Below are 23,111 nucleotides of genomic sequence, written 5' to 3'. Positions count from 1 at the left end.
GATGAACTATTTGCTTTACTATCACCTTGTGGCCCTTTTCCTCATGGTTGTGGGGCTGGCTGGCATTATCTGGCGAAGGACTTTAATTGGGCTTTTAATCTGCGTGGAATTACTTTTAAATGGGTCTGGGCTGGCTATTATGGCCTCAGCCAAGCTAACCCCAGCTTCGGACTTTTTAGGCCAGGCAGGTACCCTTCTGGTTATGGGCTTGGCTGCTGCTGAAGCCACTATTTTGTTAGCCTTGATTTTGGTGGTGTTTAAGCGTTTTGGTAAAGTAGAAGTGGATAAAATCAACATCTTGAGAGGATAGGCATGAATAGTATAGACTCTGCTGCTTTACTCTGGCCTTTGGGAATCACCTTTCTTGCCCCTTTTGTGCTCTGGTTGGCCAGAAAAAATATTAACCTGAGAGAAGGAGTTTCCTTTGCTGCTGCCGGGCTTACCTTCTTAAGTCTTTTGCCTCTGGGGGTGGGAGTTTTAAAGGGTAATATTTACACTTACACCCTTTTTGAACTCTTGCCTGGAATTAAGGTGAGTTTTTATGCTGATGGCCTGAGCATGATTTTTGCCCTTATCTCTTCTTTTCTCTGGTTTTTTGCTACCAGCTACAACATTGGCTACATGCGCTCTTTAGGCGAGCATGCCCAGACTAGATACTATTTTTGCTTTGCCTTAGCTATTTTTGGCGCTCAGGGCGTGGCTCTAAGTGGTAATGTTTTTACCCTATATCTTTTTTACGAAATTATAACCATTTTTACCTATCCTCTGGTTGCCCATCATCAGGATGAAGAGGCTTATAGTGGGGCCAGAAAGTATATCGTCTATTTAATGGGAACTTCCAAGCTGTTTTTACTGCCAGCCATGATTTTAACCTATGTGCTGGCAGGCACTCTGGACTTTCGTTTGGGCGATATTGGGCCGGGGATTTTCCCTGCAGATGTGGATTCCTTCTGGATAACAGTGACCTATTTTCTCTATATTTTTGGCCTGGCCAAGGCAGCTATTATGCCCCTACACAATTGGTTGCCTTCAGCCATGGTTGCTCCCACTCCAGTTTCGGCCCTTTTACACGCAGTGGCTGTAGTTAAGGCTGGAGTATTCTCCATAAGCAGAATTATCCTTTCTGTTTTTGGTTTGGAAACCATGCAACACTTTAATCTGGGTATTCCTACAGCCTATCTGGCTGCCTTTACCATTGTGGTGGCTTCTTTGATTGCTTTGACCAAAGACGACCTTAAAGCCAGGCTTGCCTATTCCACGGTGAGCCAGCTTTCTTATATTGTTTTGGGAGTAGCCATGCTTACTCCCATGGCTGTTACTGGTGGTATTGCTCATATTGCCCACCATGCCTTTAGTAAAATTACTCTCTTTTTTGGGGCTGGAGCCATTTATGTAGCTACCCATTTGAAAAAAATCAGCCTCATGAATGGTCTGGCCAGAAAAATGCCCATTACTTATACGGCTTTTGGCCTTGCTTCTTTGAGTATGATTGGAGTGCCACCGGTGTGTGGCTTTGTGAGTAAGTGGTATCTGGTAAATGGGGCTGTGGAAATCAACAGGGTGATTTTACTGGTAGCACTTTTGGCCAGTACTATTTTAAATGCAGCCTATTTTGGTCCCATTGTCTATCAGGGTTTTTTTGGCAAACCCCATCCAGAGGTAAATTTGGAGGAGTTTAAAGAAGCTCCTTTGACCATGGTAATTCCCTTGAGTTTAACAGCCATCATTTCAGTGCTTTTAGGTCTGTACCCTGAACCCTTTTTGAATTTTATCAAATCCCTGGGAGGTGTTAGGTGGCCCTTTTAAGTAAATGGCTAAGCAAAGCCAGAGAAAACTATCTGCAGTGGAAAAAAGCCTTTTTTCTCTTTTTAGCCCTGTTGGTCTTGGTAAATATTTTCTTAAGGCCCCATCATCCCCATTTTTCCTGGGAGAAATTACCTGGTTTCTGGGCTTGCTTTGGGTTGGTGGGAACTTTTCTTTTGGTAAAGTTGGCCAAGGGTTGTGCCCATACTTTTTTAGGAAAGGACGAGGACTTCTATGAGCGTTAATTTTATTCATCCAGCCTTTATTTTTATTGGTTTTGCAGGTGTGTTGCTTTTTTGGAAACATAAAAGTTTTAAGTATTTGCTAATTCTTCCCGGGCTTTTGGCCATCTTAAGCGTAATACTGCTTAAACCCGGGGTTTATGGGAAACTGAACTACCTGGGTTTTGAGCTTACCCTGGGTAGAGTGGATACTCTGGCCATAGTTTTTGCCCATGTTTTTGCCATTCAATCCCTTATTGGGTTTATCTATGCCTGGCATGTCCAGGAACGCTCCCAGCACATTGCTGCTGCTCTGTATGTGGCTGGAGCCTTTGGAGCTACCTTTGCTGGAGATTATTTTACCCTGTTTATTTTTTGGGAGCTTATGGCTGTGGCCTCTACCTTTCTCATCTGGCTAAACAGAAAAAATTCCAAAGCACCAGGTGCAGGTTTTCGTTACTTTATTTTTCATACCCTGGGAGGTCTTTTCCTGTTGGGAGGACTTTTGTTGCGCTATAAGATGGTGGGAAACTTTGATTTTGTGCCCATTTCTCCCAGTGAAGCCACTATTTATGATTATCTCATTTTGCTTGGTTTTGCCGTAAACGCAGCAGTGGTTCCTTTACATGCCTGGCTGCCTGATGCCTATCCAGAAGCCACTATTACTGGTGCTGTTTTTATGAGTGCCTTTACTACTAAAACCGCAGTTTATGTCCTGGCCAGGGGCTTTGCCGGGTTTGAAGTCCTGGCCATAGCTGGCACCATTATGGCTATTTATGGTGTTTTTTATGCAACCATTGAAAATAATGCCCGTAGAATTCTGGCCTACCACATTGTCTCCCAGGTGGGGTACATGGTGGCAGGTATTGGCATTGGCACGGCCATGACTCTAAATGGCGCAGCTGCGCACGCCTATGCCCATATTCTCTATAAGGGACTGCTTTTTATGGGGGCTGGGTCTTTGCTCTATGCTACAGGCACAGCCAAACTTACTGAATTAGGAGGTCTGGTCAGCAAACTTCCCTGGGTCTTTGTCTTTTATATGGTAGGAGCTGTTTCCATTTCAGGCTTTCCCCTGTTTTCAGGTTTTGTAAGTAAAACCATGGTAATTGCTGGAGCAGCTGAGGCCCATAGAACCTATTTGGCCCTGGGCTTAGAACTGGCTGCAGTGGGTACTTTCCTTTCCGTGGGTATAAAGCTTCCCTACTTTGCCTTTTATGGGCCTAAAAAATACACAGGCAAGATAACTCCTTTGCCCAAGAATATGTATGTGGCCATGTTTTTAGCCAGTTTTTTGTGCTTTTTTATTGGTGTATATCCCCATTTTCTCTATCATCTCTTGCCCTATGAAGTGGAATATGTCCCGTATACTCCCTGGCATTTAGAGCAAACTTTGCTCCTTCTGTCTTTTACTGGCCTAGGTTTTTATCTCTTGCGGAAAAAACTTGCTCCAGAAGCCAAACTTAACCTGGATTTTGATTATTTTTATCGTTTAATTGGCAGAGGTTTTTTGGCACTCTGTCGTACTCCCATTGAAAAGATAGATAATTGGTGGTCAGAGGTTTACCGCCGTTTGGGGTTAAGAGGCCTTATGGGCTTTGCCAAAGGCACAGCCCTTTTTGACTGGGAAGAAATAGACAGAGTGATTGATGGGTTTGCCTTTTCCTTTGTGCGTTTAGGAAATAATATTTCCAGAATACAAAAGGGTGATTTAAGGATTTATCTGGCTTTTAGTATAAGTGTAATGCTTATTATCTGGGCTTTAATTTATATCTTTTAGTGGAGTTGAATATGACAAATACGTGGCCTGTTTTGAGTCTGCTTATCTTTTTCCCTTTGATGGGTACGCTTATTCTTCTCTTTTGTAAGAAGGACAAACTGGTAAGAGTTTTAACTCTTATATTTAGTTTTATTGAGTTAATCATAGCTTTGCCCTTACTTAAATTTAAATTGGGCTCTGCTGCTTTTCAATTTGAAGAGTTTAGCCCCTGGATAGAAGCCTTTAAAATTAACTATCACCTGGGAGTTGATGGTTTAAGTTATTTAATGGTTCTTTTAACTGTATTACTTTTGCCTTTATGTGTGTTGTGTTCCTGGACCTATATTCAAAAAAGAGTAAAGGAATTTCACATTTGTCTTTTACTCATGACTTCAGCCTGTATTGGGGTTTTTGTGGCCTTGGACTTGGTGCTCTTTTATATTTTCTGGGAAGCCATGCTTATTCCCATGTTTTTACTCATTGCCATCTGGGGTGGTCCAAGGAAAAAATATGCTTCCATTAAGTTTTTTATTTATACCCTGGCTGGAAGTACTTTGCTCCTGGTTGCCCTTATTGCCCTGTATTTAAAGGGCGGAAGTTTTTCTTTACCCAGGTTGCTAGCTTTGGATTTTCCCTTTAAGTTTCAATACTGGGTCTTTTTGGCCATGGCTTTGGCTTTTGCCATTAAGGTTCCCATGTTTCCCTTCCATACCTGGCTTCCAGCAGCCCACGTAGAAGCTCCCACTGCAGGCTCTGTGCTGTTGGCCTCTGTGCTCTTAAAAATGGGCACCTATGGTTTTATTCGTTTTTGCCTGGGATTGACTCCTGCAGCCAGTGTTTATTTTGCTCCCTTGATGATAGGGCTTTCTTTGGCCTCCATTATTTATGGCGGACTGGTGGCTTTGGGACAAAAGGATATGAAGCGGCTTATTGCCTATTCTTCTGTAGCCCATATGGGATTTGTTACTTTGGGTATCTTTATGTTTAACCTGCGGGGCCTAGAAGGCGCTATTATGCAGATGTTAAATCACGGTATTACCACCGGGGCTTTGTTTATGTTGGTTGGAGCCATTTATGAGCGCAGCCATAGTAGAGAAATCGCAGATAACCTGGGATTGGGTAAGTACTTGCCAGCTTATATGTTCTTTTTTGGCCTGTTTTCTCTTTCTTCTCTGGCCTTTCCAGGGACCAACAGTTTTGTGGGTGAGGCTTTGGTCTTAATTGGCACGTTTTCTAAAAACAAAGTGATAGGTCTGATAGCCATACCTGGAGCGCTTTTGGCTGCAGCTTATATGCTTAGGTTGCTTCAAAAACTGGCCTGGGGAGAGCCAAGCAAGGGTAAGAACTTTAAAGATTTGAACCTAAGAGAATGGGCTTATTTGGTGCCTTTGGCTATTTTGGTGCTTTATCTGGGATTGGCTCCCAGGCTGGCTTTAAAGACCATGGATGCTTCTATAAACAAGACCTTGGTAAAGATAGAAAAGGTAGTGCAAAAAGAAAAAAATATAGATTTGGTTTTAAAATAAATTAAAGGAGAAGGGCCTTGTTGGAAAAAGTTATATTATTTGGTCCAGAAATCTATTTGCTTTTTATTATCTTTATTTTGTTTGTTCAGAGTTTAGCTAAAAGCACAAAAGTAAACTGGCTTCCCTATGCCACTTTTCTAGGGATATTTATTTCCATCTTTTCCTTTAAATTTAATGGGGTTCTTTTTTTAGGAACTTATAAAATAGATTTTTTAAGTCAGTTTTTTAAATTTCTGACTTATCTAGGATTGACCCTTTGCGTTTTAAATTCTTTAAAAAATAAAACCCTGTCTCAGGAAATAAGGGCGGAGTATTATCTTTTTATGGGATTGAGCTCTCTGGGATTGCTCTTTTTAAGCAGTGCAGTGGAAATTTTTACCATTTATATTGCCCTGGAGCTTACTTCTTATAGCCTTTATGTTCTGGTACCTTTACGCAATCAGGATCCAAGGGCAGTAGAAGGTGCGGTTAAGTATATGTTTTATGGTGCCCTGGCTACAGCCCTGGGGCTTTATGGGGTTTCCTACATTTTAGCGAGCAAACATACTACCTATTTGGCTATTTTGCTGCAGGAGTCCTGGAAGTGGTCTGAAGCTGGCCTGGCCATTTTAGGGTTAGGAATGTTTTTGCTCAGTTTTTTATACAAGCTTTCCCTTTTTCCCTTTCATTTCTGGAGTCCTGACCTTTATGAAGGCAGTAGTAATGAAACAGCTACCTTTGCTGCTACCATGCCTAAGCTTGGAGCCATGGTGGTTTTGATTAGATTGGCAGCTTTAAGTCCTGATTTTAACTTAAAATTGGCCTTGGGTATAATGGCAGCCTTGTCCATGACCTTTGGTAATCTTTTGGCCCTGGTGCAAAGAGATGTAAAAAGATTGCTGGGCTATTCTACTATTGCTCATGCAGGCTTTATTATTTTGGGTTTGGTAGCAGGCACCAAGCTGGGCCTGGGCGCAGCTGCCTTTTATAGTTTTGCCTATCTGGTAATGAACCTGGCTGCTTTCTGGGTGATTACTTTGCTCAGCCAGAAGGGAGAAAATATTACTCTGGAGGATTTAAAAGGGCTTGCTCAAAGGGAGCCCTTTTTGGCCTTTGTGCTGGCAGCAGCAAGTTTTGGTCTGGCTGGTATTCCTCCCACTGTTGGCTTTTCAGGCAAATTTTTCCTGTTGACTTCTGCCTGGGGGCATGGTTTTAATTGGTTGGTAATAATTGCTGCTTTAAACACTGCTCTGGCTATTTTTTACTATCTCAATCTGGTAAGACTTGCTTATACCAAGGAGCCAGAGGAAAATAGGCTTGACATTTCTTTAAATTCTAGGTTGGTAGCCTGTCTTTTGGGAATAGCTATAGTTTTTTTTGGGCTTATTCCGCAAAATCTATTGAGTTTTTTGATAAAAGCGGTTAACCAATTAACACCTTAAAAGGGGTATAGATTATGAGTAAGTATTTTATTCACTTAAATCAGAAGAGGTGCATTAGCTGTAAGGCCTGCGAGGTCCATTGCAAGGTCAAGAACAAGGTTCCACCAGGGGCAAAGCTGGGGCAACTGGTAAGCTTGGGTCCAGTGGAAAAACAGGGCAAACCCAGTTATGTTTCCATGTTTTTACCCTGCTTTCACTGTGAAAATCCCTGGTGTGTTTCTGCCTGTCCCACTGGTGCCATGACCAGAAGGGAAGATGGAATTGTTTATGTGGAGAGAAGTCTTTGTGTGGGTTGTAAGGCCTGTGTTTTGGCTTGTCCCTGGAAAGTGCCTCAATGGGATGAGCTAAATGGCCAGGTAATTAAGTGCAATCTTTGTAAAGATAGGATAGATCAGGGTCTGGATCCTGCTTGCGTGTCTGCCTGCACCACCAGGGCCCTTACTTTTGTAAGGCCTAATCTGGCCTCCAGGTTTACCAGGCAACAGTTTGCTCAAAAGGTACTTTTACAAGGGAAGTTGTAAATTTATTTATAAATAGGAGGTTGTTATGCTAAGGAAGAGAGTAGTTTTGTTGTCTTTGCTGGCTTTGGGCCTCTTGGTGTTAGCCAGTAATCCAGTATGGGCAGATAGGCTGGCTGATGCTATTGCTAAGGCCCCTCAGGGAAGTGGAGCTGGGATGATTGATCCCAATGCTCCCAAGGGATATCTGGGAATCCCAGGTGCACCTCAGATTAACTTGATTGTTGGTTTCTTCTGGGCCATTTGGGTAGGCTGGATTTTTTCCACAGTAGGAGCCTTTGGTGGAATTATGGCTGGTGTAGGCCATATCACTGTGTATGGATTAGGTAACTATGCTTCTACCTTTAAGAAAACTTCTCCTGCCTTAAATAAGGTGCTTACAGACTCTATTCGTGTGTCTAACCAGTGGTTGGTAGGTACCAGTGCTGCTATTTCTTCCTTTAACTACTGGAAGATGGGTAGATTGGTTTTACCTTTGGGCTTGGCTCTGGCTATTGGTTCCATTAGTGGTAGTTATTTGGTACCTGTAATCACTGCTGGTAAAATTTCTTTAAAGCAGTATATTGGTTATTTTGGTTTGTTTGTACTTTTCCTGGGTTGTTATCTTTTTTATGAAACCACTCCCACTGGGCAAGAGAAAAGAAGAAAGCTAAAGAAGCTGCCAAGGCTTTCCAGGAAACAGTAAAAAAACAAAAAGAAGGCGCCAAAGTTGACGAAAGTGAGCTGGGCGTAAAGGTAAAATCTTTCTCCTTAACCAGAGTAGTTTTTACCTTCTATGGCGTTGAGTTTTCCTTTAATCCCATTATTCCTGTAATTGGTGGTTTCTTTATCGCTGCCATTGCTTCTTTCTTGGGTGTTGGCGGTGGTTTCCTCCTGGTACCTTTCTTAACCAGTGTGGCTGGCCTTCCCATGTATCTGGTTGCAGGTACTTCTGCTCTGGCTGTATTAATTGGTATGGTTACCAGTATCTTTTCTTACATGGTAGTAAAAGGCACTCCCATCTTCTGGCCTTTGATTGGTGTGGAGCTTTTGGGTATTGTAGTAGGTTCTGTGATTGGACCCAGAACTTCCAAGTATATCCCTGATATCTGGTTAAAGAGACTTTTTGTAGTCTTGGCTTTTTACGTAGGTATCAGGTATACCACCAAGGGATTTTTGGGCTACAGTATTTTGCCTCCTTTTTAATCCAGAAGAAGAAAATACTTTTAAAAAAGAGCCTGGTTTTTCAGGCTCTTTTTTTTGAGATTTTATTATGTCAATATTGACACAAATAAGAGGTAAAGATAATATTTGTCCCCATTAATTTGGAGGTAGAAAAAATGGGTCAAGTATTTTTTTGGTTGTGGGGATTTTTCTTTTTATTTTTTTCTTCCAATCTTTTGGCGCAGGAATTACTTTTAGCCACTACCACTTCTACAGACAATACAGGTTTATTGGACTATCTGGCTTCAGATTTAAAAAAAGATACAGGTATTGAATTGAAGTGGATAGCTACAGGTACAGGTAAGGCCTTAAAGCTGGGAGAAAGTTGTGATGTAGATGTGTTGCTGGTACATGCTAAGGAGGCAGAGCTTAAGTTTATTCAAAAGGGCTATGGAGTGAAGCGTATTCCTGTAATGTACAATGATTTTGTGCTGGTAGGCCCTAAAAATGACCCTGCCCGGGTCAAGGGTAGTTCCATTGAACAGGCCCTTGCCAGGATAGAGAAGCAAAGGGCTTTATTTTTTAGTCGGGGAGATAATTCTGGCACCCATAAAAAGGAGCTTTTTTTATGGAAAAAGATAAGTTCTTTTAAGCCTGAAAGTAACTGGTATAGAGAGACTGGGCAGGGGATGCTGGCTACTTTGCGGATTGCAGGCGAGCTGGGCGGGTATACCCTTACTGACAGGGGAACCTATATAAAGTATAGTGACAATTATAAAAATCATCCTCCTTTAGAGATTTTAGTAGAAGGAGATAAGGAGCTTTTCAATCAGTACAGTGTAATTGCCGTAAATCCTCAAGTTTGTCCCCAGGCCAGGTTTAAATTGGCCCAAAAGTTTATTGCCTGGCTTACTTCTAAACCTGTACAAAAAAAGATTGCCAGTTTCAGGTTATTGGGTAAACAGCTTTTTATTCCCAATGCCAGGGCCAACTAAACTTTATGGATTATTTACTGGAAGGGCTAAAAAAAGCTTTTTATCTACTTTATTCATTGGATGCAGAGACCTATTCTGCCATCTGGACTTCTTTTAAGGTCTCTACTGGCTCTATTCTGGCCAGTTTGCTTTTAGGCTTGCCTTTGGGATTTGGACTGGGCTATTACTCCTTTCCTGGCCAAAGAGTATGTAAGGTGTTGGTAGAGACCTTACTCTCCTTTCCCACTGTGGTGATTGGACTTCTGGTCTATGCCTTTTTATCCAGACAAGGTCCTTTGGGGGAGTGGGGGCTTTTATTTTCTACTTCAGCTATAATTATCGGCCAAACCCTTTTAGGCCTGCCCATAGTGATAGCCTTTACAGCCACAGGCATTGAAAACCTGGACAAAAGGCTTAAGTCTACCTTGCTCACTTTGGGCGCCAATCCCAGACAGGTGCTTTTGACCACTTTGTGGGAGGCCAGATTTAGTCTGCTTACTGCAGCAGCCATGGCCTATGGCCGTATTATTTCTGAAGTAGGCATTTCCATGTTGGTGGGCGGCAATATCAAGTGGTATACTCGCACCATTACCACAGCCATTGCCCTGGAAACCAACAAGGGCAAATTTGAAATGGGGATTGCTCTGGGGTTGGTTTTGCTGGTTATTGCCTTGTTGGTTAACCTGGTGTTAGCCTTTTTCGAAGAAGGGCCCATGAATTATAGTTATTATCTAAAAAATATCCTTTTTGCCTATAATAAGAAGAAAGTCTTGCAGATAAGGGAGTTGTTTTTACCCAAAGAGACAAGCCTGGGCATTTTTGGTCCCAATGGAAGTGGCAAGAGTACTTTTTTAAAGCTACTTGCCTTTTTACTCTTCCCTAACAGGGAGAAATTTTCTTTTTTGGAGAACGGGCCAGGGATGTTTGTTCCCTGCGCAAAGAGGTTACTTTGCTAGAGCAAACTCCCTATCTTTTAAAACGGAGCGTGTTTGAAAACATTGCCTATCCTCTTCAGGTGCGAAAGGAAAAAAATATAGAAGCCAGGGTCCTGGAAGCAATGGAACTGGTTGCCTTGGAGCCCAAAAAGTTTGGGCAGCGCAAATGGTTTGAACTCTCAGGAGGAGAAGCTCAACGGGTTGCTTTGGCCAGCAGGATTGTCTGTAAGCCCAGAGTCTTACTTTTAGATGAACCCACCAGTAATCTGGATGGAGAAAATACTTTCCTTATTAGAAGGGCCTTAACTTCTTTGCAAGAAAAGGAAAAGATGACTATTGTGGTGGTCAGCCATGATTGGGATTGGTTGAGCGCTTTTAGTTCGCAAATTTATAAATTTCCCCTGGAAATAAAATAAAAAGAAAGGGGTTCCTGGACTTAGCAAAACCCAGGGACCCCTTTTAAGTTTTGAGTCAACTTTCTAGAAGAAATTTTTGGAAGGTGTGATTTTTTCCAGACCTCCCAGATAGGGCCTTAGTACCCTGGGTATAACTACACTGCCATCTGCCTGCTGGTAGTTTTCCAGGATGGCCACCAGAGTCCTGCCTACAGCCAAACCTGAGCCGTTTAAGATGTGAGGATATTTGAATTTTTCTCCCCTTTGTCCTTAAAACGGATATTGGCCCTTCTGGCTTGAAAGTCCTCACAATTGGAACAGGAAGATATTTCCCGATACTTGTTTTGACCGGGCAGCCAGACTTCCAGGTCATAGGTTTTGGCTGCAGAAAAGCCCAAATCTCCTGTACACAACACCACAATGCGATAGGGAAGTTCTAGAAGCTGGAGCACCTTTTCTGCCTGTTGTACCAATTGTTCCAGTTCAGCATAAGAGTTTTCTGGTCGCACAAAACGAATTAGCTCCACTTTGTCAAATTGGTGTTGTCTAATAATGCCTTTGGTGTCCTTACCATAGGAGCCTGCTTCTGAGCGAAAGCAAGGGGTATAGGCGGTGTAGTTTAAGGGAAGGTTTTCTCCAGGGATGACTTCTTCACGGTGTAGATTGATAACAGGCACTTCAGCTGTGGGAATCAGGTAATAGTTTAAATTTTCCAGTTTAAAGAGGTCTTCAGCAAACTTGGGTAATTGGCCTGTAGCCTGCATGGAGTGGTTGTTGACAATAAAAGGTGGCAGGACTTCTATGTAGCCGTGTTCTTGGGTGTGCAAGTCCAGCATAAAGTTGATAAGGGCCCTTTCCAGTTTGGCAGCCCAATCCCACATGACCACAAAGCGGCTACCAGTGAGCTTGGCTGCTCTGGGAAAGTCTAAACCATTTAAAAAGGCTCCTATTTCCCAGTGCTCTTTGGGCTCAAAGTCAAATTGAGGAATTTCTCCCCAGGTCTTAACTACTTTGTTGTCTGCTTCGTCCTTGCCTTCAGGCACGCTGGGATGGGGAATGTTGGGGATTTGCAGTAAGAGGCCGTGAACCTGCTCATCTATTTCTTTTAAGGAAGTGTCCAGTTCTTTGATGCGAGAGGAAAGTTGACCTAGCTCAGCAATAAGCTCGCTGGCATCTTCTTTTTTCGTTTTTTTTCTGCCACCTTACTGGAAGCTTGATTGCGTTTTTCCTTAAGGGCTTCTACTTCTTGAATGATTTCTCGTCTTTTGTTGTCTAAGTCTATAAATGCTTCTAAATGGAAATCTGTGTTTCTTTTGCGTAAACTCTCTTTTACCAATTCAAGATTTTGACGGATAAATTTTAAGTCTAACATGGGCGCCCCTTTTTTAACTTTTTAAGATACATAAATTAACAAAGAGAAGAAATTATCTTTTCACTTTTTAAGCTGGATTTCAAGGTTTTAGTAAGGGAAGGGAAAATTTCCCTTCCCTTTTTAATTTTTGGAATCTTCTTGCATTTTCTGGATTAAACCCTGGAGGTTCTGGGCCAACTTAGCCAGTTCCAGCAAGGCCCTGGAAGACTCCTGCATGGCCTTAGTGGCTTCAGTTGTGATTTGACTTACTTCAGCTATATTGCGGTTGATTTCTTCACTGGTAGCAGATTGTTCTTCTGTTGCTGTGGCAATGGTTTGGATTTGATGGGCAACATTTAAAGAAAGCTGAACTATTTCTTCCAGAACCTTTCCCGAAGTAGTTGCCAGTTTTGTGGCTTCACTTATGGAATGAGTAAGCACATCCACGCTTTGTACGGTTTCCCTGGCCTTTTCCTGGATACCTGTAATTACCTCGCCCACTTCTTTGGTGGCTAACATGGTCTTTTCCGCCAGTTTTCTTACTTCATCTGCAACTACGGCAAAACCTCTACCCGCATCTCCTGCCCTGGCTGCTTCAATGGCAGCGTTTAAGGCCAGTAAATTGGTCTGGTCAGCTATGTCTTCAATAACATTAATGATTTTATCAATTTCTTGTATTTTAGAGCTCAAAAGACCCAGGTTTTCTTTAGACTCTTTGGCCTGCTTGTTTTGGACTTCAGTAATGCTTTCCACTACCTGTTTTACGATTTGCGCTCCTTCCTTAGCCTTTTCTTGAGAGTCCTCTGCATCTTTAGCCACGCCAGAAGTATTTCTAGCCACTTCTAAAACAGAGGCGTTCATTTCTTCCATGGCAGTGGCGGTTTCTGCTACCAAGTTTTTGCTCATTTCTGCGCCCTTTAGAGTCTGCTCTATTTGGGAAGAAAGTTCTTCTGAAGCTGTGCTTAAGCTATTGACCACTTCTTTTATTTGGTTGGCAGCTTCTAACATGCCTTCTTTTTTGGCTTTTTCAGCTGCCTCCCTGGCTGCCTGGGCTTCTTTTAAGGCTGAAGCAGCCTTTTCTTTTTCTTGCTCTGCTTCTTTAGTTTTGTGCTCTGCTTCCTTTATTTTATCTTTTAAGGCCTCTAACATTTGAGTTAAAGATTGCACCAAAAGGCCAATCTCATCCTTTTGGTCTAAGCTAATGGTTGCCTGGAGATTGCCCTTAGCTACTTCCTGGGCAAACCCCACACTCTTTTTTAGAGGAGAAAGGATTAATTTACCCAAAAGTGCGCCTAATACTAGGGCTAAAATGATACCCAAAAGGATTCCACCTAAAATAAGCATAAATACTTTTTTAGTGGTTGTTTGAGCTTCTTTTACCTCTAAATTGGCTTCCTTTAGCACCAGTTTTACCAGGTTGTTTAGGTGGTAAAAGGTTTTTTCCATTTTGGGTTTTATTTCCTTTTCTCTGAAGACAAGCATTTGATTATAGGTATCTTTTATCTCTTTACTAAAGGCAATGAGTTGCTGGAGATGGAGAAAAAGCTGTTCACTTTGAGGGTAGAGTTGGTTGCGAAAGGTGGAGATGGCCTTTTTTAAGTCTCCCTGAATAAACGCTGCTTTTACTTTGGCTAAAGACTGGTGAAAGTGTCTATGAGCATTTTTTACGGCAAGTAAAATTTTCTTTAGGTCTGGGTTAGAAGTCTTAAGCTGAGTTTCTAGCCAGGAGGTAAAAGGACAGTCTTGCAGGGTTAGTCCTTCACTAAATTTACGGTAGGTTAAAAGCATTCTCTGGGTTTTATTGAGAAGTAGATAGTGATAGCCCTGATAGCTTTCTATTTTTGCCCAGTACTCTAGAGGGTTTTTGATTTTACTTGCTTCTACTTTTTGGGCGAGAGCAAAGAATCTGTCATCTACACTTTTCCACTCTTTTAAAGCAGCTAAAAATTTTTCCCATTCTTCTTTTTCTTGAGTATTTTGAATAAGTTTTGCATAAACTTCTTTGGAGGCAGAGTAGTTTGTTCTAATTGTTTTAAGCTGTTCAAAAAGTTGCTCCCTTTCTTTATCTTTCAGATTAGGGTTTAAAAAGGAGGCAACTATTTCTTTAAAATTGGTAAATTCCACTTTAATTTTCAGTAAGTGTTCGACCTTTTGTAATTCTAAGGTACCTAGGGTTTCAATTTGCCCGCTTAAATCCCTTGAACCTTTTATACCAACCAGACCTACTAACAAAACAACCAGACTTACTCCCAGAAAACTTAAAAGAAGTTTTAGCTTGAGTGGCAGGTTTTTAAGCATTCTCTCCTCCCCTTTTTTAAACTAGTTGTTAAAAATTAAAAAAAATATTTTTTAAAGGCAATTATTTTAATTTTTTTAAGATAAGATAACCAGGTTGTTATTTTGTTTGCAGTTAGGTTTAAATTTCTTTGTTTTTGCTTTAAGCATTCCAGCTTGCCTCTTGGGCAGGTCTTGTTTATGAGAGAGAGAAATTGAGAAGGGAGGTTTGTTTTGCGCTATTCCTTGGATTTTTCTAATGAAGAGTTAGCTATTTTAAAGGAAGTTCAGGGAGATATTCCTTTAAGTCCCACTCCTTTTCAGGAGATAGCTAGAAAAGTAGGGGTAAAAGAGGAAGTAGTTCTTAATTTGCTAAAAAAGTTAAAGGAAAAAGGATATATTCGCAGGTTTGGAGCAACCTTAAGGCACCAACAGGCAGGTTATGACCAGAATGCCATGGTGGCCTGGAAGGTACCTGGGGAGCGCGTGGAAGAAGTGGGGAAGATATTTGCCTCCAGAAAGGAGATTACCCATTGTTATGAGCGCATTACCTATCCTTCCTGGCCTTATAACCTCTATACCATGATTCACGCTACCTCAGAAGAAGAGTGTAAGCAGGTCATTGCAGAGCTTTCCAAACTAACTGGTATAAAGGATTTTGAGGTCTTAGAAAGCATAAAGGAGCTAAAAAAAATATCTATGGAGTATTTTTAGGGGGAACCAATGCAAAAGTCCAAAGAGCTATTTGAAAAGGCAAAAAAGTTTATTCCTGGAGGAGTAAACAGTCCTGTGCGGGCCTGTCTTAGCGTCCAGACAGACCCTTTGTTTATTGAGAGAGGAGAAGGACCTTATCTGTATTCTGCGGAAGGAGAAAGGTTTATTGACTATGTGCTTTCCTGGGGCCCCTTGATTTTGGGGCACTCTCATCCCAGAGTAAAAGAAGCCCTGCTTGCTACCCTGGAAAAGGGAACCAGCTTTGGAGCACCCTGTGAACTGGAAATAGAACTGGCTGAACTGGTAGTGGAAGCCTTGCCTGGGGTGGAAATGGTGAGAATGGTCAATTCAGGTACAGAGGCTACCATGAGTGCCCTGAGACTGGCTAGGGGTTATACCAAGCGCAATAAGGTGGTTAAATTTATTGGCTGTTATCATGGTCATGCAGATAGTTTTTTGGCCAGTGCTGGCTCTGGAGTGGCCACCCTTTCCATTCCAGGGACTCCTGGAGTGCCAGAGGAGACAGTAGCCCATACCCTTCTGGCCAACTACAACGACTTAGACCAGGTAGAGGATTTATTTAAAAAGCATGGCCAGGACATTGCTGCGGTAATTGTGGAGCCTGTTGCTGGCAATATGGGAGTGGTTTTGCCCAGAGCAGGCTTTTTAGAAGGACTGAGGGAAATTACTCTAAAATACGGCAGCTTGCTTATTTTTGACGAGGTGATAACTGGTTTTAGGGTAAGCTATAGTGGAGCGCAGGGTTATTTTAATATTGACCCGGATCTTACCTGTTTGGGTAAAATTATTGGTGGAGGCCTGCCTGTAGGGGCTTATGGTGGGAAGAAAGAGATTATGCAACACATTGCTCCAGAAGGACCTGTGTATCAGGCAGGTACTCTTTCTGGCAATCCCCTGGCTATGAGTGCGGGCATTGCCACTTTAAAGGAGCTTAAAAATAAAGATTATAATGAACTTGCCCAAAATACAGAAAAGCTGGCCTTGGGATTGCAAGAGATTTTGCAGAGAAAAGGCGTGCCAGTGCGTTTAAACCTTATTGGCTCCATGTTTACCCTCTTTTTTACAGACCAGGAGGTGGTGGATTTTGCTGGAGCAAAGCAAAGCAATCAGGAGCTTTTTGTCTCCTTTTATCAACAGATGCGCACTCAAGGTATATACCTGGCTCCTTCTGCCTTTGAAGCCAGCTTTAACTCCTTTAGTCATACGGAGAAAGAGTGGGAAAAACTTTAGAGGCAGCTAATAAACTAGAATTTTAAAAAGATTACTTGACATTGGATTTTCTCCTAACCTAAATAGAAAGGAGAATTTGTTCTTTTTGGGACAAACTACTTTTTAAAGAAGGAGGTGATTTTTATGAAGAGGTCTTGGTTAGTTGGGGTATTGGCTGCCTTGGTAGCTGGCTTGTTTCTCATCCCCAATCTTTGGGCAGTAGATGCTCCTAAAGGAGATATTATGTTGAAGGCTCCTGCTGGAGTAAAGGCCAAGAAAGCTCCTGTAAAGTTTTCTCACGCTGAACATGCTGCCTTTGATTGCACTAAGTGTCACCATGAATGGGATGGTAAGGCTGCTATCAAAAAATGTACTGATGCTGGTTGTCATGATATTTTTAAGGCTAAAGGAAAAGATAAGAAGAGTATCAAGTATTATTACAATGCTTACCATGATATGTGTATGAAAGGCTGCCATAAAGATTTAAAGAAGGCTGGTAAAGAGACTGGTCCTACTGCTTGTAATGGTTGCCATCCTAAGAAATAGTTAAACTGTGGGGAGGGGGAAGCAAAAAAAGCTTCCCCTTTTTAATTTTTGGGAGGCCCTAGATGGCTGAAAAAGAAAAAAGTTTAGAAGAAGAAATTATAGAACTTACAGACATTGTAGAAGAGCCCATTGCTGAGGAAATTTCTTTTCCCAAAGAAGAAGCGGTGAAAGAAGAAGATTTTGATTCTGACTTAGATGACCTTTTTACCTCTGCAGAAGAGAAAGAAGAGGTAGAAGAAGGTGGCAAAGAAAACGAGGATGAGCTGGATTTTGACGACCTTTTTGATTCAGAAATAGAAGTAGAAGCAAAAGAAGAACCCCAGCCAGAAAGCGAACAGGATTTGCCAGAAGAATCAGAAGAAGAGGAAATCAAGAGCTTTTTGCCAGAGGATGAACCTCTTTTGGAAGAGCCAGAAGAAACTTCAACAGAAGAAATAAGTCCAGAAGAAGTAGATGCCCAGTTGGATTTAGGTTCTATGGCCGAACAGGAAGAAGAGGAGAAAGAAGAAGAACTGGCTTTAGAAATCCCAGAGGAAGCAGAAGGGACTGAAGAAGCACCTTTAGAGCAAGAAGAGTTGGAGCCAGTTAGGGAAAGTGAGGCAGTAGAAGAAACTTTAGCTGAGGACTTAACTTCCCTCTCTTTAGAAGAAACAGAGGTGGATACAGAGGTAAGAGAGGAAGAAGAGATAGTACCAGAAATAGAACCAGAAGAAGAGCTTTCTTTAGAAGAAGGAGTGGCACCAGCAGAGTCTACTCCTGAAGTTAGCTGGAATGAAGAAGAGATTAAGGCTTTGGTAGAGCAAAAGGTTCAGGAAGCTGTAGGCAAGGAGGTTGCCGAGCTTACGCAAAAAGTAAGTGAACTGGTTGGGCTTCTGGATGCCAAGTTAGAGCCCATTAATAGCGAGCTTGCAGAAGTAAAAAATAAGCTGGATTTACTGGAAGAAAACAAATCCCTGGAAGAGGATAAAAAAATATCTGAGTTTGACCCAGAAGAATTGAAAGCTGAAATAGCAGCAAAAGTAGAGCAGACAGAAAAGAAGGTTTTGAGCTTAGAAGAAACCTTTAAGAATTTTAGTGCTGAACTGGTAGAAGCCCTGGAAAAGGACTTAAATACTGCTTTAAAACAAGCAGAATCACAGGATACCTCTGATTTTATTACCAGAGAAGACTTAAAGAATTTAGCCAAACAAATGCGCCTGGAACTGGAAGAATTTGTAAGCAAGCAGGTTCCTTTAGAAGCAGCCAGGGTCATTCGCGAAGAGATTGCCAATCTTTTAGCTAAAAGAAAAAAATAGCCCCTCTTTCTGGAGAAAGAAGGGGCTATTTTCCTCTCGACTATTTTCCTAAAAGCAGTTATTTTTAAGGCTTAAAAGAGGAGGGTTTCAAGGATTCTTCTCTTTTGCCGCCCGGCAAGATTAAGCTTTTAGCTTGGTCAAGGCCACTTCCCCCCTTCCGGGCGGATTTTAATTTTTGAGGTAACTATATGGAAAAATTGGAAAAACAAGCCTTGCAAGTAACCAAGGAAATAGTGGTCAAGTTTATTGAAGTGGGCAGAATTTCTCCTGCCAACTTTCCAGAGTATTTTTCCACCATTTACAAGCATGTATTAGAAACCATCACTACTTCCAGTGGACAAACATCTTCAGAACAAGACTCCAGTAGATAGGCTTTTTGCCAGTATTGCCACTAACTATGACTTTTTAAATCATTTTTTAAGTCTGGGTGTGGATTTTTATTGGCGAAGGCGTTTGGTGCAGAGCATTGATCCTTTTCCCGGGATGCGGGTTTTAGACCTTGCCTGCGGTACCTATGATGTGGGGTTGGCCCTTGTAAATAAAGAGGCCCGGATAAGAGTTATGGGGGTGGATTATACCTTTCAGATGCTTGTGGCAGGCAAAAAAAAGCTGTCTAAGGTGGGGAGAAAAATTTGTCCTTTGCAGGGAGATGGCAGGTTTTTACCCTTTAAGGACAATTCCTTTGATGTGGTGAGTATTGCCTTTGGTATTCGCAATATCAATCCCAGAGAAAGGGCTTATAAAGAAATTTTACGGGTTTTAAAGCCAGGAGGAAGATTTTTTATCCTGGAATTTGGCAGTGGGCGGCAAAGAATCTGGAAAGGACTTTACAATTTTTATTTAACTAAAATTTTACCGCTTATAGGTGGTTTTTTTTCTCAAGACAGGCCTGCTTATGAGTATTTGGCCAGGACAGTAAAGGAATTTCCCCTGGCCAGTGATTTGGCCAGGGAATTAAAATTGGCTGGTTTTGGAAAAATAGACTATTTTCCTCTAACTTCAGGGATAGTTTATATTCATAAGGGAGAAAAATTAGCCTCTGGTTAAATATACAATAAGAAGCCCAATTAAAATGGAAATAAGCCCCATTTTGCGTAAACTCTGGGGTGGCTGCTTGGCTAAAAAAGAGAGATAAGAGGGCATTTTTTCCGCCCACAAAAAATAGGGCAGGCCTTCAAAGACAAAGGCCAGTCCCAAAGCAGAAAAGAATAATTCCCAGTTGATTTGCATAGGAGTTATGCCTTTAATCAGAGTTGAAAAAAAAGTCCAGGAGTAAAGAAATGTTGGAGTTTAAAAATTTAATAGCCCAAAAAGAAGCAATAGCAGTCATTGGCCTAGGCTATGTGGGCTTGCCCCTGGCCATTGCTCTGGCCAGGCATTTTAAAGTCATTGGCTTTGATATCAATAAATTCAGAGTAGAAGAGCTAAGTCAGGGTAAAGATAGTACCCAGGAAGTGGAAGAGCAAGAGTTAAAAAAGAGTAGAGCTTTTTTTAGTGCTAACCCCAAAGACTTAGAAAAGGCCAGACTTTTTATTGTAGCTGTGCCCACTCCCATTGATAAAGAGCACATTCCAGACTTAAGGCCCATTTTAGGGGCAAGCAAGCTGGTGGGAGAACATCTTCCTCAAGGGAGTGTGGTGGTGTATGAGTCCACGGTTTATCCCGGGCTTACTGAAGAAAAGTGTGTGCCTGTGCTGGAAAAATATTCTGGGCTTAAGTGTGGACAGGATTTTTGGGTAGGCTATTCTCCAGAGCGTATCAATCCAGGGGATAAGGAACATACCCTGGAGACCATTGTCAAAGTGGTGGCCGGGCAGACTCCAGAGATAACAGAGCTTTTGGCTCAAGTATATGGTCAGGTAGTAAAAGCAGGCATTCATAAGGCCTCTTCCATTAAAGTGGCTGAGGCAGCCAAGGTAATTGAAAATACCCAGCGTGACCTGAACATTGCCTTGATGAACGAATTGGCACTTATTTTTGACCGCATGGAGATTGATACTCTGGAGGTATTAGAAGCAGCAGGCACCAAGTGGAACTTTTTGCCCTTTAGACCTGGCCTGGTAGGTGGGCACTGTATTGGCGTAGACCCTTATTATCTTACCTTTAAGGCAGAGTCTCTGGGCTATCATCCCCAGGTGATTTTAGCTGGAAGAAGGATAAATGACTTTATGGGCAAGTTTGTGGCTGAAAAGATGGTCAAACTTCTGGTGCGCAAACAGTGTCTTTTGGGTAGGGGTAAGATTGGCATTTTAGGACTTACCTTTAAGGAAAATGTGCCTGATTTGAGAAACACTAAGGTGGTGGATATTATAAGGGAGCTGGAGGACTTTGGCCTGGAAGTGGTGGTACACGACCCCCTGGCCTGTCCAGAGGAAGCAGAGCAGGAATATGGTTTAAAACTTTGTTCTTTAGATGGTTTAACCAATCTGGACGGCCTTATTTTAGCTGTAAATCATAGAGAATACCAAAAGCTAAAACCAGAAGATCTGGTGGCAAAATTTAAAGACCCTGCTAAAGGTGTGTTGATAGATGTGAAGGGCAGATTTGATTATTCTGCTTTTAAGAGCTATGGCCTTACTTACTGGAGATTGTAAGTGAATTTACTTTTAGTCTTTGCTACTTTAAAAGAAGCAGAAAGTTTTTTTGGGACTTCTTTAGCTGCCAAGCAGGGAGAAGTTTTTACCTTGCAACAAAAGCACTTGACAGTAGAGGTATTGGTTACTGGAATTACAATTCTAAACAGTGCTCTTTTTTTAAGTAAACTTTTGAGTAAAAAAACTTATGACCTGATTCTTAATCTGGGGATTGCTGGAGTTTTTGCCTCCAGTGGTTATAATCTGGGAGAAACAGTGCTTTGTAAACGCGAGGTTTGGCCGGAATTGGGCGTGGAAGTAAAAGGAAAGGTAAAGAGAAGTTTACTGAAATTTCCCCTGTGGGCAGAGGAAAATATAGAGCAGGAAATTTTCCTGGAAGTGGATAAGGGACTAAAGGTTTTGGGTAAAGATTTAGCTTATCCCAGGGTAAGTAGCCTTACTGTTTCCACAGTAACAGGTTCTAGAGAAAGGGCTGATTTTTTAGCTCAAGAGTATAGAGTAGAAATAGAAAACATGGAAGGCTTTGCCCTGGCTTATACTGCTCTTATTTATGGCATTCCTTTTTTGGAAGTGCGAACTTTATCTAACATAGTTGGCAGTAGAGAAAAAAAGACTGGGACTTAAAGGGTGCTTTTAGGTCTTTGCATCAGCTTTATAAGGAGATTTTTGAAGAGTGGAAAAATTAAATATAGCCATTTCTCCCTGCCCCAATGATACTTTTATCTTTGGACCCTGGATTTTGGGCCTGGTCCCAGATATCAAAAATAGAAGTTCCCGTTTTATCTTTGAAGATATTGAGGATTTGAATAACCTGGCTGGGCAAGGCGAAGTGGATGTGGTAAAGGTTTCAGCTGTGCAGGGCCTTAAACTTAAAGATAAGTATGAGATTTTAGAAACAGGAGGAGCCTTTGGGCTTACTCATGGCCCCAAACTGGTTTCCCTGCCCGGGATAAAAAGGGAAGAAATTAGAAAAATAGCCATACCTGGTCTTTTGACCACAGCCTATCACTTACTTAGAAGTGCCTGGCCCAGGGAGTTTATTCCAATGCCCATGCTTTTTAGCGATATTCCCCTGGCCCTGCAGTTAAAAATAGTTGACGCTGGCCTACTTATTCACGAAACTGCCCTCATTTATGCTCAAAAGGGCTTTGAGTTGGTTCTGGATTTGGGCAGGTGGTGGAAAGAGCAAAGCAAAGGACTGCCCTTGCCTTTGGGCGTGATTCTGGCCAAACCTGAGCTTGCCCGGGTGGTTGCTGAGAAGATTAAAGAAAGCCTTGACAGGGCCAAGGAGAGTAAAGAAGAAATTATACCTTTTATAAAGACCTTTGCCCAGGAAATGGAAGAAAAGACTCTGGAGGAGCATATCCAGGCCTATGTGAATGAATTGTCCTGGGATATGGGCAAAAAGGGGCAAGATGCCTTAAATTATTTGAGGAAACTGGTAGATGCTTGAGAAGTTAAAAGACTATCTGGCCCGGGAAATCCCCCTGATTAATGCTGTACTGGCAAAAGAGATTGCCTCACTTCCTCCTTCTATTTTAGAAGTGGCTCAACATGTCTTAAATGCTGGGGGGAAAAGGCTTAGGCCCTTTTTGGTGCTTTTGATGGCCAGGGCCTTGGGGTATGCTAAAGAAGATGTCTATCCCCTGGCCTGCGCTTTAGAGATTTTCCACTCGGCCACCTTGATTCACGATGATGTTTTGGATGAAGCAGAATTGAGACGAGGACAGACTGCCAGTCACATTCAATTTGGCAATAAAAGGGCAATTTTGGCTGGAGATGGGCTTTTGGCTTTGGGCAACTTGATTGTAGCCAGATACAATAATCCCTTGCTAACTCAGGTGGTTTCAGAGGCCATTTTAGCTACAGCCTATGGAGAAATAGAAGAAATTGCCTTTAGTAAAAACAAGATCGATAAAGAAACCTATTTTAGAATTATCAGCGGAAAAACTGCCTATTTAATTCAGGCTGCCTGTGAGTGTGGAGCTATTTTAAGTGGCTCTGAGGATTTGGTCCTGGCAGCTAAAAGCTATGGTTTTAATTTAGGGGTAGCTTTTCAACTCATAGACGATGTGCTGGACTATACCCAATCCCATGAGATTATGGGAAAGCCTCAGCTGGGAGATTTGAGAGAAGGCAAAATTACTTTGCCCTTGATTTACTATGTAGAGACCCTGTCGTTAGCAGAACAGGAGGAGTTTTGGGAAAAGTTTTTTAGTTTTAGTTTTGAAGAAGAGGAACTGGAAGAAATCCTTTTGACCATAAAAGAGAAAGAAATCTCTGAACGGGTAAAAACAGAGGCCAAAGCTTATTTGGATAAGGCCAGAAAAAGTTTGGAAGCTTTTCCAGAAAGTAAAGAAAAAGAAATTTTAAATTCCATCTTAACTTATATTGTGGAGAGAGAAAAATAAA

General features: G+C 41.9%; 23 protein-coding genes and 2 pseudogenes. 21 read left to right on the top strand and 4 right to left on the bottom strand.

Features of this window, described 5'->3' with window-relative positions; genetic code table 11:
• The first annotated feature begins 1 nt into the window (after window position 1).
• From nuoK to ACZ42F_RS09855, 11 genes and pseudogenes are all read left to right on the top strand, one after another.
• The gene (gene nuoK, locus ACZ42F_RS09905) at window positions 2-310 is read left to right on the top strand and encodes an NADH-quinone oxidoreductase subunit NuoK (RefSeq protein WP_464278865.1); all 309 of its coding nucleotides are present in this window, start codon (window positions 2-4) and stop codon (window positions 308-310) included.
• Between the two features lie 2 nt (window positions 311-312).
• Window positions 313-1,806: a monovalent cation/H+ antiporter subunit D family protein gene (locus ACZ42F_RS09900; RefSeq protein WP_464278864.1), complete on the top strand. Its 1,494-nt coding sequence runs from the start codon at window positions 313-315 to the stop codon at window positions 1,804-1,806.
• Complete coding sequence (locus tag ACZ42F_RS09895; protein WP_029969755.1) at window positions 1,794-2,048, top strand: hypothetical protein; 255 nt, start codon at window positions 1,794-1,796, stop codon at window positions 2,046-2,048. The genes ACZ42F_RS09900 and ACZ42F_RS09895 overlap by 13 nt, the downstream gene beginning before the upstream one ends.
• Window positions 2,038-3,804 carry a Na(+)/H(+) antiporter subunit D gene (locus ACZ42F_RS09890; RefSeq protein ID WP_464278863.1) on the top strand — a complete coding sequence of 589 codons (1,767 nt, stop codon included), beginning with the start codon at window positions 2,038-2,040 and terminating at the stop codon, window positions 3,802-3,804. Before ACZ42F_RS09895 ends, ACZ42F_RS09890 begins: the two co-directional genes overlap by 11 nt.
• Window positions 3,805-3,815: 11 nt before the next feature.
• Window positions 3,816-5,309 carry a complex I subunit 4 family protein gene (locus ACZ42F_RS09885; protein WP_464278862.1) on the top strand — a complete coding sequence of 498 codons (1,494 nt, stop codon included), beginning with the start codon at window positions 3,816-3,818 and terminating at the stop codon, window positions 5,307-5,309.
• Window positions 5,310-5,326: 17 nt separating this feature from the next.
• Entirely contained in the window at window positions 5,327-6,730 is a 1,404-nt protein-coding gene (locus ACZ42F_RS09880; protein WP_464278861.1) for an NADH-quinone oxidoreductase subunit N, read from the top strand.
• Window positions 6,731-6,744: 14 nt separating this feature from the next.
• The gene (locus ACZ42F_RS09875) at window positions 6,745-7,251 is read left to right on the top strand and encodes a 4Fe-4S dicluster domain-containing protein (protein ID WP_464278860.1); all 507 of its coding nucleotides are present in this window, start codon (window positions 6,745-6,747) and stop codon (window positions 7,249-7,251) included.
• Window positions 7,252-7,276: 25 nt separating this feature from the next.
• Window positions 7,277-8,433, top strand: a pseudogene (locus ACZ42F_RS09870) (sulfite exporter TauE/SafE family protein).
• Between the two features lie 134 nt (window positions 8,434-8,567).
• A complete protein-coding gene (locus ACZ42F_RS09865) occupies window positions 8,568-9,386 on the top strand; it encodes an ABC transporter substrate-binding protein (RefSeq protein ID WP_464278859.1) in 819 nt (272 codons plus the stop codon).
• A gap of 5 nt (window positions 9,387-9,391) precedes the next feature.
• Window positions 9,392-10,321 carry an ABC transporter permease gene (locus ACZ42F_RS09860; RefSeq protein ID WP_464278858.1) on the top strand — a complete coding sequence of 310 codons (930 nt, stop codon included), beginning with the start codon at window positions 9,392-9,394 and terminating at the stop codon, window positions 10,319-10,321.
• Window positions 10,258-10,716 (top strand): ATP-binding cassette domain-containing protein, encoded by a 459-nt coding sequence (locus ACZ42F_RS09855; protein ID WP_464280251.1) that lies wholly within the window; start codon window positions 10,258-10,260, stop codon window positions 10,714-10,716. Before ACZ42F_RS09860 ends, ACZ42F_RS09855 begins: the two co-directional genes overlap by 64 nt.
• A gap of 63 nt (window positions 10,717-10,779) precedes the next feature.
• On the opposite strand, the gene ACZ42F_RS09850 is transcribed toward ACZ42F_RS09855, so the two are convergent.
• From ACZ42F_RS09850 to ACZ42F_RS09840, 3 genes and pseudogenes are all read right to left on the bottom strand, one after another.
• Window positions 10,780-10,914, bottom strand: a complete 135-nt coding sequence (locus ACZ42F_RS09850) for a hypothetical protein (protein WP_464278857.1) — start codon at window positions 10,912-10,914, stop codon at window positions 10,780-10,782.
• A gap of 11 nt (window positions 10,915-10,925) precedes the next feature.
• A pseudogene (gene serS, locus ACZ42F_RS09845) lies at window positions 10,926-12,067 on the bottom strand (serine--tRNA ligase).
• A 120-nt stretch (window positions 12,068-12,187) separates the two neighbouring features.
• The gene (locus tag ACZ42F_RS09840) at window positions 12,188-14,344 is read right to left on the bottom strand and encodes a methyl-accepting chemotaxis protein (protein ID WP_464278856.1); all 2,157 of its coding nucleotides are present in this window, start codon (window positions 14,342-14,344) and stop codon (window positions 12,188-12,190) included.
• A gap of 210 nt (window positions 14,345-14,554) precedes the next feature.
• Here ACZ42F_RS09840 and ahbB point away from each other — a divergent pair, with 210 nt between their 5' ends.
• The 6 genes from ahbB to ACZ42F_RS09810 all read left to right on the top strand — a co-directional run bounded on the left by ahbB (window position 14,555) and on the right by ACZ42F_RS09810 (window position 19,152).
• A complete protein-coding gene (ahbB, locus tag ACZ42F_RS09835; protein ID WP_035260466.1) occupies window positions 14,555-15,034 on the top strand; it encodes a siroheme decarboxylase subunit beta in 480 nt (159 codons plus the stop codon).
• Window positions 15,035-15,043: 9 nt separating this feature from the next.
• Entirely contained in the window at window positions 15,044-16,285 is a 1,242-nt protein-coding gene (gene hemL, locus ACZ42F_RS09830; RefSeq protein ID WP_464278855.1) for a glutamate-1-semialdehyde 2,1-aminomutase, read from the top strand.
• A gap of 123 nt (window positions 16,286-16,408) precedes the next feature.
• The gene (locus ACZ42F_RS09825) at window positions 16,409-16,810 is read left to right on the top strand and encodes a cytochrome c3 family protein (protein WP_464278854.1); all 402 of its coding nucleotides are present in this window, start codon (window positions 16,409-16,411) and stop codon (window positions 16,808-16,810) included.
• Between the two features lie 62 nt (window positions 16,811-16,872).
• Window positions 16,873-18,105 carry a hypothetical protein gene (locus ACZ42F_RS09820; RefSeq protein WP_464278853.1) on the top strand — a complete coding sequence of 411 codons (1,233 nt, stop codon included), beginning with the start codon at window positions 16,873-16,875 and terminating at the stop codon, window positions 18,103-18,105.
• 188 nt (window positions 18,106-18,293) lie between these two features.
• Window positions 18,294-18,476 carry a hypothetical protein gene (locus ACZ42F_RS09815; protein WP_464278852.1) on the top strand — a complete coding sequence of 61 codons (183 nt, stop codon included), beginning with the start codon at window positions 18,294-18,296 and terminating at the stop codon, window positions 18,474-18,476.
• Window positions 18,439-19,152 carry a ubiquinone/menaquinone biosynthesis methyltransferase gene (locus ACZ42F_RS09810; RefSeq protein ID WP_464278851.1) on the top strand — a complete coding sequence of 238 codons (714 nt, stop codon included), beginning with the start codon at window positions 18,439-18,441 and terminating at the stop codon, window positions 19,150-19,152. Before ACZ42F_RS09815 ends, ACZ42F_RS09810 begins: the two co-directional genes overlap by 38 nt.
• Here the strand turns inward: ACZ42F_RS09810 and ACZ42F_RS09805 are convergent.
• A complete protein-coding gene (locus tag ACZ42F_RS09805; RefSeq protein ID WP_464278850.1) occupies window positions 19,138-19,335 on the bottom strand; it encodes a DUF2065 domain-containing protein in 198 nt (65 codons plus the stop codon). The genes ACZ42F_RS09810 and ACZ42F_RS09805 overlap by 15 nt on opposite strands.
• Before the next feature lie 50 nt (window positions 19,336-19,385).
• On the opposite strand from ACZ42F_RS09805, the gene ACZ42F_RS09800 reads away from it, so the two are divergent.
• The 4 genes from ACZ42F_RS09800 to ACZ42F_RS09785 are packed head-to-tail and all read left to right on the top strand — an operon-like array spanning window position 19,386 to window position 23,110.
• On the top strand, window positions 19,386-20,699 hold the full coding sequence (locus ACZ42F_RS09800; RefSeq protein ID WP_464278849.1) for a nucleotide sugar dehydrogenase: 1,314 nt from the start codon (window positions 19,386-19,388) through the stop codon (window positions 20,697-20,699).
• The gene (gene mqnB, locus ACZ42F_RS09795) at window positions 20,700-21,323 is read left to right on the top strand and encodes a futalosine hydrolase (RefSeq protein ID WP_464278848.1); all 624 of its coding nucleotides are present in this window, start codon (window positions 20,700-20,702) and stop codon (window positions 21,321-21,323) included.
• Window positions 21,324-21,372: 49 nt separating this feature from the next.
• A complete protein-coding gene (locus ACZ42F_RS09790; RefSeq protein WP_029968557.1) occupies window positions 21,373-22,152 on the top strand; it encodes a 1,4-dihydroxy-6-naphthoate synthase in 780 nt (259 codons plus the stop codon).
• Window positions 22,145-23,110 (top strand): polyprenyl synthetase family protein, encoded by a 966-nt coding sequence (locus ACZ42F_RS09785; RefSeq protein ID WP_029968554.1) that lies wholly within the window; start codon window positions 22,145-22,147, stop codon window positions 23,108-23,110. The genes ACZ42F_RS09790 and ACZ42F_RS09785 overlap by 8 nt, the downstream gene beginning before the upstream one ends.
• Window position 23,111 lies beyond the last annotated feature (1 nt).

The organism is Desulfonauticus autotrophicus (genome assembly GCF_055381725.1).
The sequence above is the reverse complement of the archived record's forward strand: the minus strand, read 5'-3'. Positions and strand labels throughout refer to the sequence as shown.

Excerpts from the sequence above, each read along its gene's own strand:
- nuoK (WP_464278865.1), top strand. The coding sequence starts at position 2 with ATGAACTATTTGCTTTACTATCACCTTGTGGCCCTTTTCCTCATGGTT.
- ACZ42F_RS09900 (WP_464278864.1), top strand. The coding sequence starts at position 313 with ATGAATAGTATAGACTCTGCTGCTTTACTCTGGCCTTTGGGAATCACC.
- ACZ42F_RS09890 (WP_464278863.1), top strand. The coding sequence starts at position 2,038 with ATGAGCGTTAATTTTATTCATCCAGCCTTTATTTTTATTGGTTTTGCA.
- ACZ42F_RS09885 (WP_464278862.1), top strand. The coding sequence starts at position 3,816 with ATGACAAATACGTGGCCTGTTTTGAGTCTGCTTATCTTTTTCCCTTTG.
- ACZ42F_RS09875 (WP_464278860.1), top strand. The coding sequence starts at position 6,745 with ATGAGTAAGTATTTTATTCACTTAAATCAGAAGAGGTGCATTAGCTGT.
- ACZ42F_RS09865 (WP_464278859.1), top strand. The coding sequence starts at position 8,568 with ATGGGTCAAGTATTTTTTTGGTTGTGGGGATTTTTCTTTTTATTTTTT.
- ACZ42F_RS09860 (WP_464278858.1), top strand. The coding sequence starts at position 9,392 with ATGGATTATTTACTGGAAGGGCTAAAAAAAGCTTTTTATCTACTTTAT.
- ACZ42F_RS09840 (WP_464278856.1), bottom strand. The coding sequence starts at position 14,344 with ATGCTTAAAAACCTGCCACTCAAGCTAAAACTTCTTTTAAGTTTTCTG.
- hemL (WP_464278855.1), top strand. The coding sequence starts at position 15,044 with ATGCAAAAGTCCAAAGAGCTATTTGAAAAGGCAAAAAAGTTTATTCCT.
- ACZ42F_RS09825 (WP_464278854.1), top strand. The coding sequence starts at position 16,409 with ATGAAGAGGTCTTGGTTAGTTGGGGTATTGGCTGCCTTGGTAGCTGGC.
- ACZ42F_RS09820 (WP_464278853.1), top strand. The coding sequence starts at position 16,873 with ATGGCTGAAAAAGAAAAAAGTTTAGAAGAAGAAATTATAGAACTTACA.
- ACZ42F_RS09815 (WP_464278852.1), top strand. The coding sequence starts at position 18,294 with ATGGAAAAATTGGAAAAACAAGCCTTGCAAGTAACCAAGGAAATAGTG.
- ACZ42F_RS09805 (WP_464278850.1), bottom strand. The coding sequence starts at position 19,335 with ATGCAAATCAACTGGGAATTATTCTTTTCTGCTTTGGGACTGGCCTTT.
- ACZ42F_RS09800 (WP_464278849.1), top strand. The coding sequence starts at position 19,386 with ATGTTGGAGTTTAAAAATTTAATAGCCCAAAAAGAAGCAATAGCAGTC.
- ACZ42F_RS09785 (WP_029968554.1), top strand. The coding sequence starts at position 22,145 with ATGCTTGAGAAGTTAAAAGACTATCTGGCCCGGGAAATCCCCCTGATT.